This is a genomic window from Bradyrhizobium zhengyangense, assembly GCF_022012435.1.
Lineage (GTDB): Bacteria > Pseudomonadota > Alphaproteobacteria > Rhizobiales > Xanthobacteraceae > Bradyrhizobium > Bradyrhizobium zhengyangense.
In genome coordinates this window covers 746,301-761,602 of record NZ_JAKLUA010000001.1, presented here as the reverse complement: position 1 = coordinate 761,602, position 15,302 = coordinate 746,301, and the positions used below count along the sequence as shown (strand labels likewise).

Here is a 15,302-nt window from a genome sequence, read left to right as displayed (position 1 = left end):
GGCCGGCGGATGCCACTAAGGGCCGACGCGCGGCACTTAGCCCGCGCTCAGCCGTACGCCGGCGCGCAAGAACTTCTGCGGGTCGACGGCTTCGCCGTCGATGCGGGTCTCGTAGTGCAGGTGCGGGCCGGTTGAACGACCGGTCGAGCCGACGAGGCCGATGACCTGGCCGATCCTCACGGTCTCGCCGACCTTGACGTTGATCTCGGAGAGATGGCCGTAGCGGGTCGACAGCCCGTTGCCGTGATCGACCTCGACCATGCGACCGTAACCACCGGACCAGCCGGCCGAGACCACCTTGCCGTTGGCGGTGACGCGCGCGGGATCGCCGGTCGCGGCGCGGAAGTCGAGACCGGTGTGCATCGCGGGCCGGCCGAGGAAGGGATCGCTGCGCACGCCGAAGCCGGAGGTAAACTCGACTTCGCCGACGACCGGTTTGCGATAGGGCACCTGCGCCAGCGTACGATTGAGCCGGTCCATTTCGGCGCGCGTGACATTGATGCGATAGAGCTGCTTCTCGAAGGGGCCAGCGTTTGCCGTGAGCTTCACCGGCACGAACGGGCCGCCCATCGGAGCGCGCGGCACCGCGGCCTCAAGGCTGGAAAGGTTCAGGCCGAGGTCGCTGACGACGCCGCGCATCCGCCGCATCCGCGAATCCATGCCTTCCTCCACGGCGCTGAGCGCCGCGACCTGGCGGCGCTCCACCTGATCGAGCGAGTTCGTGAGCCGGACCAGGACATTGTCAAAGCCCTGGTTCTTGGCGAATTGATTGACCGGCGGGGCGATCACGGCGGGGGCGCGCGATTCCAGCCGCGCCTCACGGTCGGGCGGCGCCACGAAGATCACGGTATCGCTGATCGGCGACGGTTTTGGCGTGCCCTGGGTCGTCTGGTTCGCCTCGCCGCGCTGCGGCGCCGCGCGTGGGATCGATCCGGTCACGTCCGGCATGGCGCCAAGCGCCGTGGCCCGGGACTCCAGCGCCGTCTGGCGCTTCATGATCTGGTCGAGCTTCTGGTCGAACTGTTCCTGGTCGAGCAGTTGCCGGCTGGTGGTGCGGTCGACCTTGGCGCGCAGCTCGGCGATGCGGTCTTCATAGGCGTATTGCATCTCGGCCTGGCGGGCGATCAGCCGGGTCAAGACGTCGTCGCGAAAAGCGAAATAAGTGGCGGTCGCCGCCGACCAGAGCCCGAGCAGAACGACGGTGCCGACCACGATCCAGAACACCACGGGCCCAAGCCGGACCTGCTTGCCGTGATGCACGATGGTGTAGGCGTCGTCGGCCGCGGGCAGGGGAATCGCTGCAGCTACCGCGGCCGCAGGCCGACGGTGGAAGGACCGTCCGTGGTCGTGCGAATGATGCTGGGGGTACTGCGAATATTGGGCAGAACTTTTCGACATCGGCACTCCCGCGCCGGTCGGAACGGTTCCTTGCGGCTTAATTGCCGCAGCAATCTGGGCCGGTCATGGTTAATTTTCCGGAAACGGGAACGCTCGATTTTAACGGGCTGGTTAAAGACTTCTTGCCGCAGCCAGCACATCGTCGGCATGGCCGTCGACCCGGACATTGCGCCAGATCCTGGCTACCTTGCCATCGGTGCCGATCAGCACCGAGGTACGAAGAATCCCGAGGAAGGTCTTGCCATACATGGATTTTTCGCCCCAGGCGCCATAGGCCGCCAGCATCTCATGCTGCTCGTCCGAGATCAGGGGGATGCCAAGGCCGTGCTTGTCGCGGAATTTCTCCTGGGCCTTTAACGGGTCGGCCGAAATCCCCAGCACCGTAGTGCCGGCGGCCGTGAAGTCGCTCTTGAGGCGGGTGAAGTCGATCGCCTCACGGGTGCAGCCCGGCGTGTCGGCGCGGGGGTAGAAGAACAGGACCAGCTTCTGGCCGGCATAGTCCGAGAGAGTGACCACATCGCCGCCGTCGCGGGGCAGGCGGAACGCGGGGGCCTTCTGGCCTTCGGCCAGAGCCGATTTGGCTCCCGACGTCGCAGCCGCAGGCCTGGAGGCCTTTTCAGAAGATTTTAACCGTTTCGATGCGGCCTTATGCGATGCTGGTTTTGCGCCTGTCTTGGTTGATTTGCCTGCCGATGCCGGCTGTGTTTTCGCGCTACGCGTTTGAGTCGTTGCCCGCGCTTTCACGGGCTTCTTTTTAGCGGTCAAACTGCCGGAGGGCGTTTTGGACGATTTCTTTCGGGATTTCTTGGACATACGCCTTCCTTTCGTCGCTTTCGGCGGGTCAACCAAAGCGGTATTGCAGCTCTCGTCCGGTGTGCCGGATTCGCGCCCTCGGCTGGGCAATTTTGGCGGCGACGGAGTATGGTTACAAGGAATTCCACGCACCACCCCACTGCTCGTTGAACGCGCTCCCGGGGCGAGATGACGAACAGCAGGAACATTAGAGGTATGGCGGCAATGCCGGGGCGGGGAGTGTCCATTCCCGTCGATGGCGGCGGTCCCGGCGGTGCTCAGTCCTATGATGGGCGCCTGTATCGAGAGGCAATGGCAAGGAATACGTCGCCCCAAGATCACACCCAGGATCACAATCGGGACTTCGATCGACACGCCGGCCGTCACGAACAGCCGGAATGGGACGAGGCCGACTGGGATCGGGACCAGGAAGAGGAGGCGGGCCACCGCGCACGCCGCCTGTTGTCGCGTTCCAACTCGCGCTTTCGCGTCGGTGGCGATTTCTCGGCGTTGCGGCGAGCGCTGCCAAGCGGCCGCTGGCTGCGGCGGATGGCTATCCTTGTCGGCACCCTGATCGTCATCTTCGTCGGTTGCTTTGGTGCGCTGTGGTGGCGGCTTGGCGCAGGTCCGATCAATCTCGACATGGCGACGCCTTGGCTCGCCGCCGCCATCGAGGACAATATCGGCCACGGCAACACCGTGGAGGTTGGCGGCACCCAGATCGAGCGTGCGGGGCGGATCCGGATCGCCGTGCGCATCCGAGACATCATCGTTCGTGACCATGACCATGCCATCGTCGCCAGTGCGCCGAAGGCCGAGGTGAGACTGTCGGGAGCCGCTCTTCTCACCGGTCGCCTGCGCGCCGAAAGCCTGAACCTGGTCGATGCCGAACTTGCAATCCGGATCGCGCCCGATGGCACCGTCACGGTCTCTGCCGGCGACACGGCGAAGCCGCTGGCAACCGGCGTCGCGTCCAAGAAGGAAGCAGGGCTGCCGCCGACATTCCCGCGTAACGGCGTGCCGCCGCCGCCTTTCGGGATGGCACCCGCAACGCCGGACGCAACCCAGGCCGCGCCTCAACCGGCCGCGCAGAGCGGCATTCTTCAGGGCCTCGACTGGCTCGATAGCCTGAGCATGACCGGCCTCGACGGCCAGAACCTCAACGAGATCGGTCTCAAGAACGGCAATCTGATTGTCGACGACCAGCAGCGCGGCAGCAAATGGACGTTTGAGAACATCACGCTCAGCCTGCGCCGGCCAAGCCAGGGTGGTGTGGCGCTCAGCCTCGGCGAGGAGGGCGCGCACCCGTGGTCGCTGCGCGCCACGATCGGACCCAGCGAGAATGGAGTGCGGTCGGTCGACATTCGCGCCGACAAGGTCTCGACCTCGAACATCCTGCTCGCGTTGCGCGTCAAGGACCTGACCTATACGGCCGATTTGCCGCTGACCGGCGAGCTGAAAGGCGAGCTCGGCCGCGACGGCGTGCCGACATTCTTCCGCGGCAAGGTCACCATCGGCGCGGGCAACATCATCGACACCGACACGCCCGATTATCCGATGGCGATCGACTCGGCCGAGATCAATATCGAATGGGATGCCAATCGACGAGTGCTGGTCGCGCCGTTCAAGATCATTTCGGGCGCGAACCGTCTGACGCTGCTGGCCCATCTCGAGCCGCCCAACGGCACCGTGAACGACTGGCAGCTCGGCTTCAGCGGCGGTTCGATCCTGCTCGGCGGCATCGACAACGAGCCGCCGCTCGTCTTCAACCGCATCGCGATCGGCTTCCGCTTCGACACCGACCACAAGCGCATGCTGCTGACGCAGGCCGATATCTCCAACGGCGAGATTGGCGTCGCCGGCACCGGTGCGATCGACTATTCCGGGGAGCCACGCCTGACGCTCGGCTTTGCGGGAACGCCGATGTCGGCCTCCGCCTTGAAGCGGATGTGGCCGACGCTTGTGGTGCCGGAGTTACGGCAATGGGTGATCGAGCGGATCGAGCGCGGCACGCTCCAGCGCATTGAGGTCGGCGTCAACTCGCCGACGCGTAACCTTCCGCGCAAGGGGCCGCCGATTCCCGATGATGGCTTGTCGGTCAACATCGTGGCGAGCGGCGTTGCGGTTCGCCCCGTCGACGGCATGCCTGTCGTGCACGACGCCGATCTCAAGGCGCACGTGACCGGACGCACGGCCACGGTGAATATCGCCCAGGGCATTGCCGACACGCCCGCAGGCCGCAAGATCACGATTTCCGACTTCACCTTCGAAGTGCCTGATATGGCGCCAAAGCCGTCGCCGTCGCGGACGCGTTTCCGTGTCGAAGGTCCGGTGCCGGCGGCAGCCGAAATGCTGTCCAATGATCGGCTGAGCGATCTGTCGTCGACCGTCGTCGATCCCAACACCAGCAAGGGCACGTTCACGGCGAACATCCAGCTCGGCCTGCCGGTGAAGGGCGAGCTGACCAAGGCGGACACCGTCTACGCCGTCACCGCCGATCTCAACGGCTTCAGCGCCGAAAAGCTGGTGATGAACCAGAAGCTCGAGGCCAACAATCTCAAGGTCCTCGCCAACAACGGGGGTTACCAGGTCAAGGGCGACGTCAAGATCAACGGGCAGGCGGCCTCGCTGGACTATCGCAAGGCGACCGATGGCGATGCCGACGTCAAGCTGCAGACGACGCTGGATGATGCCAGCCGCGCCCGCCTGGGCTTTGACCTCAGTCCGGCCGTCAGCGGCTCGGTGCCGGTCAAGGTGTCGGGCAAGATTGCCGGCGGTCCGGACGCAACGACCAAGCTCGGCATCGAGGCCGACCTGACGTCGGTCAAGCTCGACAACATTCTTCCAGGCTGGGTCAAGCTGCCGGGCAAGGCGAGCAAGGCGACGTTCAAGGTGGTACCGACGGCGCAATCGACACGGCTCGAGGACATCGTCATCGAGGGCGGCGGCGCCTCGATCAAGGGCTCGCTCGAAGTCGATCCGAACGGCGACCTCATGAATGCGAACTTCCCGGTCTACTCGCCGTCAGACGGCGACAAGACGTCGCTCAAGGTGGAGCGCGGTCAGGACGGCGTGGTGCGTGGCACGATGCGCGGCGATGTGTTCGACGGCCGCGGCTTCCTGAAGTCGGCGATCTCAGGCAATTCCAAGGACGACAGCAAGAGCAAGCTCAAGAACGTCGACTTCGACATCGATGTGAAGCTTGGCACGGTCGCCGGATTCAACGGCGAGACGATGCGCAGCGTCGATGCCAAGATGTCGAAGCGCAGCGGGGCGATCAAGGCGTTCACGCTGAGCGGCAGGATCGGCCAAAACACCCCGGTGGCGGCGGACTTGCGCGGCGGGCGCGCGCAAGGCAGCCGCGAGGTGATCTATCTCCAGACCAATGATGCCGGATCGCTGCTGAAGTTCACCGACACGACCAACAAGGTCTTCGGCGGCCAGATGGTGGTTGCCATGGAGCCGCCGACGTCAGAGCCTACGGCCAGGGAAGGCCTGATCAATGTGCGCGACTTCGCGGTCAGGGGAATGGATCAGCTTGATCGCGTCGCGGCGGGTGCCCCTAATGGCGCGCAGAATGGCGTGACCTTCACGGCGCTGCGCGCGGAGTTCACGCGGCAGAACGGCGCGCTCACGATCCGCGATGGCGTGGTCAAGGGACCGATGATCGGCGCCACCATCGAAGGCTCGGTCGACTTTCCCGGCAACCAGGTCTGCATGAGCGGCACCTTTGTGCCGATGTACGGCGTGAACAACATCTTCGGCCAGATTCCGTTGTTCGGCCTCTTCCTGGGTAACGGCGACAAAGAGGGATTGATTGGCGTGACCTACGAGGTTGTCGGTACGCCGGCGGCGCCGGTGATGCGCGTCAATCCGATCTCGGCGATGGCGCCGGGCCTGTTCCGCAAGATATTCGAGTTCAACACCGGCAAGCAGAACTCGCCGATCGACGAGCTACCGTCGGCGCAGTCCGGCGACACGGGATCGGCAAGGCCGTTATCGAGCGGTTGCAGCCTGGCGCGGCAGCGCTAATCAGGCCGCCTGCCGGGACGTTCGCTTCGGAAAATCGACATTGGGGTATGGACGCCCGTGCCGGACCTGCAATGAACCGATTAGTTCACCGCCTCATCATGTCCGCGCTGCTTGCTGCGGCCCTCGTCCTGATCTGGAACGTGCTGGGCTCGCGTTGAACCGGCACCGGCGGAACGCCGGCGCCGGTCTGGTTGCGCGCGCGTCAGCGCCGCGCGAAAGCGCCGCCTGTTGCTTCGCTCTCCTTGCCCAACAGCGCATCGACGCTGACCACACCGCCGCCGGCGGCAGCGAGGTAGAGGCAAGCGAAGCAGAACAGGATCGCCTCGGTACCGCCGTTGAGCAGCGGCAGGAACACCGCCGGGCCCTCCTTCGAGATGTGAAAGACGTGACCGAGGAAATAGGCGAAGGCCATTTCACCGGAGAGGACGAAGGCCGAGAGGCGGGTGAACAGTCCGATCATCAGTGCTGCGCCAAGCACGAGCTCAATCAGGCCGGCCGTCCAGATCAGCGGTGGCGGATTGGCGAACACGGCCACCTGCGGAATGTGGAAGAGCTTGGTCATGCCGTACTGGAACAACAGCAGTCCAGTGATGAAGCGAAACAGGCTCAAGAGAACCGGTTGATAGCGAGAGAGATAAGGAAAGTTCATTGGTTTGTGCCCTCCATCCAATGCTGCGACTAGGATCGCATTCGGTTCCGCCCTGCAAGCTGCGCCAGGTCAATTCGCGCTGACATTTTTGTCATGTCGGACAAAACACCGCAGGCTGTGGTTTCAGCCGCGAGTTGTCTGCATTTTTTAAGCGTCTACGCGCGGTGCCCGCCCGTAGTTCCCCGGTGACACGTAAGGGTGCAGGTTACCTCCGGGAGACCTAGCGCCGCAAGGCGGGCACAATCAGAAATGGAATCATCCCGAGGACAACGCTCGCAAGTGCGAAGACGAGCAGCGCATTGTAGCCGTGCGTGGCGTCGTGGATCAGACCGCCGCTCCAGGAGCCGAATGCCGAGCCGAGGCCGCTGCCGATCGAGATGGTGCCGTAGATGGTGCCCACGCGCTTGCCCTGAAAGATCCGCATCGCGGTGGCGCTGATCAGGGGGCCACGCGAGCCCATCATGCTGCCGAAGCAGACGACGAAGCCGGTGAGCAGGAAGATGTTCGGCGAGTATTGCAATAGCCAGAGCAGGACGATGCCGAGGATCGAGATCGCGTAGCTCAAGAGCACCGAGGGCCGGCGCCCGATCAGGCCGTCGAGCGCGGAGACACCCAGCATGCCGAACACCAGCACGACGCCGGAGAAGCCCCAGGCGGTCGCGGCCTGCAGCGGCGGGAAGCCGGCGTCGATCAGATAGGCCACGATCTGGGCCGCGATCGCGTACATGCCGACGGCAGTGAAGAAGAAGGTCGAGAACAGCGCCCAGAAAGCGTGGTGGCGCATTGCGCCGAGGAGTGTCCAGCCGTTGTCGACGAAATCAGGGTCGGTCTTCTTGGTGACGTAAGGCGAGCCCGCCGCGAACAGCCGCCACGGCAACAGCAGCAGCGGCACCAACAGCCCCAATGCTGCAAAGCCGAACAGCTGGTACGTGTCGCGCCAGCCGATGTGATCGATCAGGAGCTGCGAGGCCGGCAACAGCGCCAGCACGCCGCCGCCCATCGCCGAATACACCACGGACATCGCGGTCGGCAGCCGTGCTCCAAACCAGCGGCCGAGCAGGATCGAGTTCGGCACGATGCCGATGAAGGCAACGCCAATGCCGACGCAGAGGCCGATCGAGACCTGGAACTGCCAGAGATGCTGGGCGTGCGCCGCGATCAGGAACGCCGCGCCGAGCAGCAACAGGCCGAGCGCATAGACGATGCGTGGTCCCGAATGATCGAACAGCCGTCCGACGAAGGGGGCGGTGAGGCCGCTGGCAAGCCAGGTGAGCGAATAGACCGAAACGATCTGTGCGCGATCCCAGCCAAAACTCTCCGAGATCGGCTTGAGGAATACCGTAAAACTGTCGCCGAGCCCGCGGCCGAGAACGGCCAGCGTGAAGCAGAGCGCGAGCACGGTGAGTGCGATGCGCACGGCGCCTTCCGGCATCGCCGCGGCGCCGCCCTTGCTCGCCTTCGCCGACGTTTCCTTGGGCGTGTTCTGATCCATTGCCCATCAGGGAGCGCGCATCCGCGCGCCCTGACAAGCATCAAAAGCTCATACGCCTATGCAGGCCTGATGAGGACGTGCTTCTTCTTGCCGAAGGACAGCTTGATCACGCCTTCAGGCGTCAGGTTGCCTGCCGACAGCGCCATCTTCTCGTCGGCGACTGCGACGTCGTTGACCCGCAGGCCACCACCCTTGATCTGGCGCCGTGCCTCGCCATTGGAGGCAACGAGGCCTGCCTTGACGAAGGCGTTGAGCACGCCGAGGCCGGCCTCCAATTCGCCGCGCGGAATTTCCACCGTCGGCAGGCTCTCGGCGAGTGCGCCTTCCTCAAAAGTGCGGCGCGCGGTTTCGGCCGCTTCGTTGGCGGCATCGCGTCCGTGCAGCAGCGCGGTCGCCTCCGTTGCGAGCACCTTCTTGGCCTCGTTGATCTCGGAGCCACCGAGCGCTTCGAGCTTCTTGATCTCGCTCATCGGCAGCGTCGTGAACAGCTTCAGGAATTTGCCGACGTCGGCATCCTCGGTGTTGCGCCAGTACTGCCAGAAATCATAGGGGCTGAACTGGTCGGCGTTGAGCCACACCGCGCCTTGCGCAGTCTTGCCCATCTTGGCGCCCGACGCAGTCGTCAGCAGCGGCGTCGTCAGCGCGAACAGCTGGTGCGTGCCCATGCGGCGGCCGAGATCGACGCCCATGATGATGTTGCCCCACTGGTCCGAGCCGCCCATCTGCAGATGACAGCCGGTGCGCTTGGCGAGCTCGACGAAGTCGTAGGCCTGGCAGACCATGTAGTTGAACTCGATGAAGCTCATCTCGTGCTCGCGCTCGAGGCGCAGGCGCACGGAGTCCATCGTCAGCATGCGGTTGACCGAGAAGTGACGGCCGACGTCGCGCAGCATCTCGATCCAGTTCAGCTTGGTCAGCCACTCGGCGTTGTCGAGCATGATGGCGTCGCTTTTGCCATCGCCGTATTTCAGCACCTTCGCGAACACGCCGCGGATCGATTCCTTGTTGGCCTCGATCTCGGCAACGGTGCGGATCGCGCGCGTCTCGTCCTTGCCGGAGGGATCGCCCACCATGGTGGTGCCGCCGCCCATCAGCGTGATCGGCTTGTTGCCGGACTGCTGCAACCAGTGCAGCATCATCATGGTCAGGTAGTTGCCGATGTGCAGCGAGCGGGCGGTGCAATCGTAGCCGACATAGGCTGTCGCCTCGCCCTTGGCTGCGAGCGCGTCCAGCCCCTCGAAATCGGAGCATTGGTGGATGAATCCACGTTCCTGAAGCGTGTTGAGGAAATCCGATTTAAATGCGCTCATCTGTCGGCGTGCCTGACAATTCTTGGTTTACTGTTTTGGGAGCAATTTAAGGGTCTTACCTGGGAACTCGATTGCTGCCCGCCACTTGGCGCTGTGGCATTATAAGATGTGTCCCTCTGGCACAAGATCGGCATGCCGGAGGGGATGTTTGAGGACGCTGATCCCATGATGTTGACGGCACTCGGTTTGATGAGCGGCACCTCGCTGGACGGGGTGGACGTCGCGCTGATCGAAACCGATGGAAAGCGGGTGCAGGCGTTCGGGCCCTCTGGCTACCGGCCCTACAACCCGGCGGAGCGCAATTTGCTGCGCCAGGCGCTGAGCGAGGCGGTGAACCTGGCGCAACGCGATGCCCGGCCGGGTATTCTGGGCCAGGCCGAGCGGGTGGTGACTCGCGCCCATGCAGAGGCTGTCGCCGCCTTCGTCGCCCAGAACCGGATGCGGCCTGAGGACATCGACATCGTCGGCTTCCACGGCCAGACCGTGCTGCACCGGCCGGAGCGACGGCTAACGGTCCAGATCGGCGATGCGCCGGCGCTGGCCAAGGCCATCCATATCCCTGTGATGTATGATTTCCGCGCCGCCGATGTCGAGGCCGGGGGGCAGGGCGCGCCGTTCGTGCCGGTCTACCACCGGGCGCTGGCGCAAGCGCTGGAGCGCGAGGGGCCGATCGTCGTGGTCAATATCGGCGGCGTCTCCAACATCACCTATATCGACGGCAACGACACGCTGATCGCCTGCGATACCGGGCCTGGCAACGCGCTGCTGGACGATTTCATGTACCGCATCATGAACCAGGCGTTCGATGCGGAAGGCAAGTTCGCAGCGCTCGGCAAGGCGGATGAAGACTGGATCGCGCGAGCGCTGGAGCTGCCGTTCTTCGCAAGTCCGCCGCCGAAATCGCTCGACCGCAACGATTTCGCGGCGTTGAAGCTCGGCGATGTGCTGCCTGCCGATGGCGCCGCGACACTCACCGCCTTCACCGCGGCCGCGATCGCGCGCGTCATTCCGCTGCTGCCGCGGCGGCCACGAAGCTGGATCGTCTGCGGCGGCGGCGCGCGCAACCTCACCATGCTGCGCATGTTGCGGGAGCGAGTGGGGACGGCCACCGTCGAGGCCGCCGAGGCGCTGGGCTGGGCCTCTGATGCGATCGAGGCGCAGGCCTTCGGCTTCCTCGCCGCGCGCGGCCTGAAGGGTCTGCCACTGTCGTATCCGGCTACCACGGGCGTACCGATGCCGATGACGGGCGGGGTGATCGCGCGGCCTTGAGATCACGGGTGATTGATGCAAACGCATCGATCTTGACGTGTTCATGCAGGTGCATCTATATTGGATGCAGTTGCATCGAACTATTGGGATCACACCATGACGGCCTCACTGAAACTGATCAGCCACAAGCTTTGTCCCTATGTGCAGCGGTGCGAAGCTGCATCCGGTTGATCCGTTGAAGCGAGCCGAGCACCGCGCCTGGATGGAGTTCGGTTCAGCGATCCTCGGCGATCTCTGGGGGCTGGAGACCACGACAGATCCCGCCACATTCGAAAGCAAGCGCCAAGCGCTGTCGGCGAAATTTGCGCGCGTCGAGGCTGCGCTCGGCACGGGCCCATTCTTCGCCGGCGAGGCGTTCAGCCTGGTCGACGCGGTGTTCGCGCCGATCTTCCGCTATTTCGATCTGTTCGACGAACTGACCGAGCACGGTATCTTCCGCGATGTGCCGAAGGCCCGGGCCTGGCGCACCGAGCTCGCGCAGCGCCCGAGCGTGCGAGCTGCCGTCAGTGCGGACTATCCGCAATTGCTGCGCGCCTTCCTCGTTCGCCACGACGCGCATCTGCTCAAGCTTGCGGCCTGAGCGCGGATCGTGCTGGTCCTGACGGGGATTGCCGCGCTGAAGCTGGCCTAGAGCTCCGCGGCCATCTTCGCCAGGGTGGCGATGGTGTTCATGTTGCGCGCGGTGCCGGTCTTGGCGGCGGGGATCACGAGTTTCGACGTTCCCATGCCGTCGCCGTAATGCACGTAGATCTCGCGGCGGCCGAGCTTGACCTCTTCGTCCTTCTGGCCGCGAATTCCGGCAAGTGTGTCCGCGGGCGGCGCCTTGTCGAGGAAGATCGCGACCGTGCGGTTGGGCGCCATTTTGGGAAACGGATTGGCGGCCAGAACCTCTGCCATCTCGGCAGCGCCGCGCACGAGCACGCCGACCGGCGCGCCGGCGTAGGCGTGCAAGCGTTTTTCCAGCGCTGACTTGACGGCGGATTCCGATTTGCGGCTGGTGAAAACCACATTGCCGCTGGCGATGTAGGTGCGCACGGCACCGAAGCCGAGCTCTTCGCACATCGCCTTGAGCTCGGTCATCGGCAGCTTGCCGGTGCCGCCGACATTGACCGCGCGCAGCAGGGCTACAAACGCGGTCATGTCATTCTTACTCTTACCGCACGTTGGCGAGGCGCATGTCGAGATAGGCCGTGATGGTCTCCATCAGCGGCTCGAGCTTGGCGTCGAAGAAGTGGTTGGCGCCGGGGATGACCTGCTGGTCGATCACGATGCCTTTCTGCGTCTTCAGCTTCTCGACCAGCGTATTGACGTCCTTCGGCGGCACTACCGCATCCTTCTCGCCATGCACGATCAGGCCCGACGACGGGCAGGGTGCAAGGAACGAGAAGTCGTAGAGATTGGCCGGCGGCGCGATCGAGATGAAGCCCTCGACCTCGGGACGGCGCATCAAAAGCTGCATGCCGATCCAGGCGCCGAAGGAGAAGCCGGCGACCCAGCAGGCGCGCGCCTCAGGATTGATGGTCTGCGCCCAGTCGAGCGCGGCCGCCGCATCCGACAATTCGCCGGTGCCGTGATCGAACGAGCCCTGGCTGCGGCCGACGCCGCGGAAGTTGAAGCGCAGCACGGAGAAGCCGCGATGAGCAAAGGCGTAGTAGCACTGGTACACGATCTGATGGTTCATCGTGCCGTGAAACTGCGGATGCGGATGCAGGATCATCGCGATCGGCGCGTTCTTCTGCTTGGCCGGGTGATAGCGGCCTTCGAGACGGCCAGCGGGGCCGGCAAAAATGACTTCAGGCATCGAGGATCTCTGGATTGACTTGCTGGAGACGTGACCCTTGGCAATCAACCGATTGTAGCCTCATCGGCAGATGCCGACGAAAGCGCGAATGGAAGGATGAGAAGGCGTGCGCCTCGCGGTGATGCGCAGACGGCGCGCGGTGACTTGACGGTGCGCGTTCTAACATAGGCTGCGGGGCAAAAAGCAAGCATCTTCGACATCTGCCAATCTGCTCAAGACCTTAGCGGGTCATGGCAGTACGACGTTCGGCATGGCCGGGATCGAGCAGAGGCTGGCGTTGAGGCGGCAACCGGTTGGAATCACGATCGTTTATCGGTTACTGGGCGATCCGGACGGTGATTCACTCAGGCGCGCCGCGGCCTCCGAGCGAGGCGACGACGGGCCGATAGCGGCGGCTGCCGCCGAGCGTCTTGCCGTTGTCGAAGGTGAGCTCGAAATCTCCTGACGGCTTGAAGTCCACGCCGCTGACACGGTCGAGATTGGCAAGCCGGGTGCGGTGAACGCGCACGATGGCGAAGCGGGCCAGCTCGCTTTCGGTCGCGGCAAGCGTCCCCCGGATCAGGTGCTGAGTGCCGTTGGCAAGGCTGTACTCGATGTAATTGCCGGCGGAGGCGACCCACAGGATGTCGCGCGGCGCGACACGAATCCGGCTGGTGCCGTCCCGGAGCCAGATCAGATTCGGGGACGGTTGCTCCAGCGAAGCGGCCGGATTGGATTGGGCTTCCCGCGCGGCCTTGCGCAGCTCACGGCGGCTGTCCATCAGCCAGAGCGTCGCCCCAATCAGCAATACGGTCACGGCGTCCTTGCGGAACTCGTAGAGGATTGATGCCAGCGAGAAATGGAAATCGTAGGTGCTGCCCGTGAGCCAGAGCATGAGCTTTCGTAAGCTGACCATGCCGGCGATGTGGAGGGCCGAGAAACCGAGCAGGGCGATCGCTGCGATTCCGATCCGCGTCGCCAGGGACGCGGTTCCCCGCATGCGCTGGACGGAGAGCATCAGGATCGGCACCAGCGCCAGAATGACAATGATGCTCGACATCTCCCAGAACAGGCGACGGCCGATATCGGCGCTGTCGCCGCGCCAGGCGGCGTCCTGTGCGCCGGAGAGCGCATTGACGATGCCGATGGCGAGGGCAATAGCGGCGATCGCAGCGAACGTCGTCCAGTCGCCGCTGATCCCGCGGCGCCAACCGCTCGTCCCTGGGGACGACGCCTCGTCCCCTCGCGTTCGGTTCTGATCCCAAAGCGCCTCGACGCGCTCCGTTTCCGGCGCATTTTGGCCGTCAGCCATGGCCCCAAATCCGCTGATATCGAGAGCCTAGGGAGCAGAGATCCATGTCAACACTACAGCAAGCATCAGGTTCGGAACGACGCATCGATCTGGACTGGGTGCGGATTTTAGCCTTCGGGCTTCTAATCTTCTACCACGTCGGCATGCTCTACGTGTCCTGGGGATTTCACATCAAGAGCGAGCACCGGCTGACCTTCCTCGAGCCGGCGATGCTGGTACTCAATCCCTGGCGGTTGTCGCTCTTGTTCCTTGTCTCCGGGGTCGCCAGCCGCTTCATGCTGGGCAAGCTCCGGCTCGTAGCGTTCGCCGGGGCGCGGTCGGTGCGGCTGCTGATCCCGCTGGTCTTCGGAATGCTCGTGATCGTGCCGCCGCAATCCTACCTGCAGATCGTCGAGGCGCTCGGATATCCCGCTGGTTTTGCCGACTACTATCTCTACCACTATCTGGCGTTCAGCGCGCAGTTCTGTCCGAACCCCTGCATCGTGCAGCCGACCTGGAACCACCTCTGGTTCGTGGTCTATCTCTGGGTCTACACGATGGCTCTGGCTGGCGTGCTGGCGCTGTGGCCGGCCGCCGCGGATTGGATCGGCGAGAAACTGGCGGCCGCGCTTGCTGGTCCGTGGCTGCTGGTGTTGCCGTGCCTGCTGTTTGTGGCCTGGCGGCTATTCTTGTCGCCAATCTTCCCCTCGACGCATGCCCTGTTCGGTGACTGGTACAACCACGCCGACTACGCGACCTCGTTCCTGATCGGCTTCCTGCTCGCGCGCCAGGGCGGCATCTGGCACGACATCGAGCGGCAACGGTGGACGGCGCTAGTGCTCGCAGCCGTCTGCTTCGCCGTCTTTGTTTTCGCTTACGCCGGCTTGTTTCCGCGATCGCCGATGCTCCGTTGGAGCGCCGGATCGGCCTATGGTTGCTACCAATGGGTTGCGATGGTCGCCGTGCTCGGCTTTGCGCGCCGCCATTTGACGGCCGATGGAGCCGCGCGCCGCTATCTGACGGACGCGATCTTTCCCTATTACATCGTCCATCAAACCGCGATCATCATGATCGCGCACGCGCTGCAAGGCAGCGGGCTGTCTGCGGCAAGCGAGGCCACCATCGTGATATCAGGCACCGCGCTCACCTGTGCGGTGATCTACGAGGTCGCGCGGCGGATCTTCTGGCTGCGTCCGTTGTTCGGTCTGCGCATGGAGCCGCGCTCTGTCGCCGGGATCGCGCAACAACTGCCGGCCTGATGCGCGGCAGCGCCCGATTGGCGAGCGGAC

11 protein-coding genes and 1 pseudogene are annotated in these 15,302 nt (G+C 64.2%); 4 read left to right on the top strand and 8 right to left on the bottom strand.

Annotated elements, in window-relative coordinates:
* Window positions 1-36: 36 nt before the first annotated feature.
* Together L6637_RS03685 and L6637_RS03680 are read right to left on the bottom strand one after the other, a co-directional pair.
* Window positions 37-1,398, bottom strand: a complete 1,362-nt coding sequence (locus L6637_RS03685; RefSeq protein WP_237869229.1) for a M23 family metallopeptidase — start codon at window positions 1,396-1,398, stop codon at window positions 37-39.
* A 111-nt stretch (window positions 1,399-1,509) separates the two neighbouring features.
* Complete coding sequence (locus tag L6637_RS03680; RefSeq protein ID WP_237869228.1) at window positions 1,510-2,211, bottom strand: peroxiredoxin; 702 nt, start codon at window positions 2,209-2,211, stop codon at window positions 1,510-1,512.
* Window positions 2,212-2,415: 204 nt separating this feature from the next.
* Here L6637_RS03680 and L6637_RS03675 point away from each other — a divergent pair, with 204 nt between their 5' ends.
* Window positions 2,416-6,222: a YhdP family protein gene (locus L6637_RS03675; protein WP_237870003.1), complete on the top strand. Its 3,807-nt coding sequence runs from the start codon at window positions 2,416-2,418 to the stop codon at window positions 6,220-6,222.
* Between the two features lie 202 nt (window positions 6,223-6,424).
* Here L6637_RS03675 and L6637_RS03670 read toward each other — a convergent pair whose 3' ends face one another.
* The 3 genes from L6637_RS03670 to tyrS form a co-directional block, all read right to left on the bottom strand.
* Window positions 6,425-6,871 (bottom strand): DoxX family protein, encoded by a 447-nt coding sequence (locus L6637_RS03670; RefSeq protein WP_237869227.1) that lies wholly within the window; start codon window positions 6,869-6,871, stop codon window positions 6,425-6,427.
* A 220-nt stretch (window positions 6,872-7,091) separates the two neighbouring features.
* Window positions 7,092-8,363 carry an MFS transporter gene (locus L6637_RS03665; RefSeq protein WP_237869226.1) on the bottom strand — a complete coding sequence of 424 codons (1,272 nt, stop codon included), beginning with the start codon at window positions 8,361-8,363 and terminating at the stop codon, window positions 7,092-7,094.
* Window positions 8,364-8,419: 56 nt separating this feature from the next.
* Window positions 8,420-9,673, bottom strand: a complete 1,254-nt coding sequence (gene tyrS / locus L6637_RS03660) for a tyrosine--tRNA ligase (protein ID WP_237869225.1) — start codon at window positions 9,671-9,673, stop codon at window positions 8,420-8,422.
* A gap of 165 nt (window positions 9,674-9,838) precedes the next feature.
* On the opposite strand from tyrS, the gene L6637_RS03655 reads away from it, so the two are divergent.
* Window positions 9,839-10,942 carry an anhydro-N-acetylmuramic acid kinase gene (locus tag L6637_RS03655; protein WP_237869224.1) on the top strand — a complete coding sequence of 368 codons (1,104 nt, stop codon included), beginning with the start codon at window positions 9,839-9,841 and terminating at the stop codon, window positions 10,940-10,942.
* 148 nt (window positions 10,943-11,090) lie between these two features.
* Window positions 11,091-11,522, top strand: a pseudogene (locus L6637_RS03650) (glutathione S-transferase family protein); the annotation flags it as partial.
* Between the two features lie 47 nt (window positions 11,523-11,569).
* On the opposite strand, the gene L6637_RS03645 reads toward L6637_RS03650, so the two are convergent.
* From L6637_RS03645 to L6637_RS03635, 3 genes are all read right to left on the bottom strand, one after another.
* Window positions 11,570-12,082, bottom strand: coding sequence for a DUF1697 domain-containing protein (locus tag L6637_RS03645; protein ID WP_237858016.1), 513 nt, complete (start codon window positions 12,080-12,082; stop codon window positions 11,570-11,572).
* A gap of 13 nt (window positions 12,083-12,095) precedes the next feature.
* A complete protein-coding gene (locus tag L6637_RS03640; RefSeq protein WP_008143006.1) occupies window positions 12,096-12,743 on the bottom strand; it encodes an alpha/beta hydrolase in 648 nt (215 codons plus the stop codon).
* Between the two features lie 340 nt (window positions 12,744-13,083).
* Window positions 13,084-14,034, bottom strand: coding sequence for a LytTR family DNA-binding domain-containing protein (locus L6637_RS03635; protein WP_237869223.1), 951 nt, complete (start codon window positions 14,032-14,034; stop codon window positions 13,084-13,086).
* A 44-nt stretch (window positions 14,035-14,078) separates the two neighbouring features.
* On the opposite strand from L6637_RS03635, the gene L6637_RS03630 reads away from it, so the two are divergent.
* The gene (locus tag L6637_RS03630) at window positions 14,079-15,272 is read left to right on the top strand and encodes an acyltransferase family protein (RefSeq protein ID WP_237869221.1); all 1,194 of its coding nucleotides are present in this window, start codon (window positions 14,079-14,081) and stop codon (window positions 15,270-15,272) included.
* Window positions 15,273-15,302 lie beyond the last annotated feature (30 nt).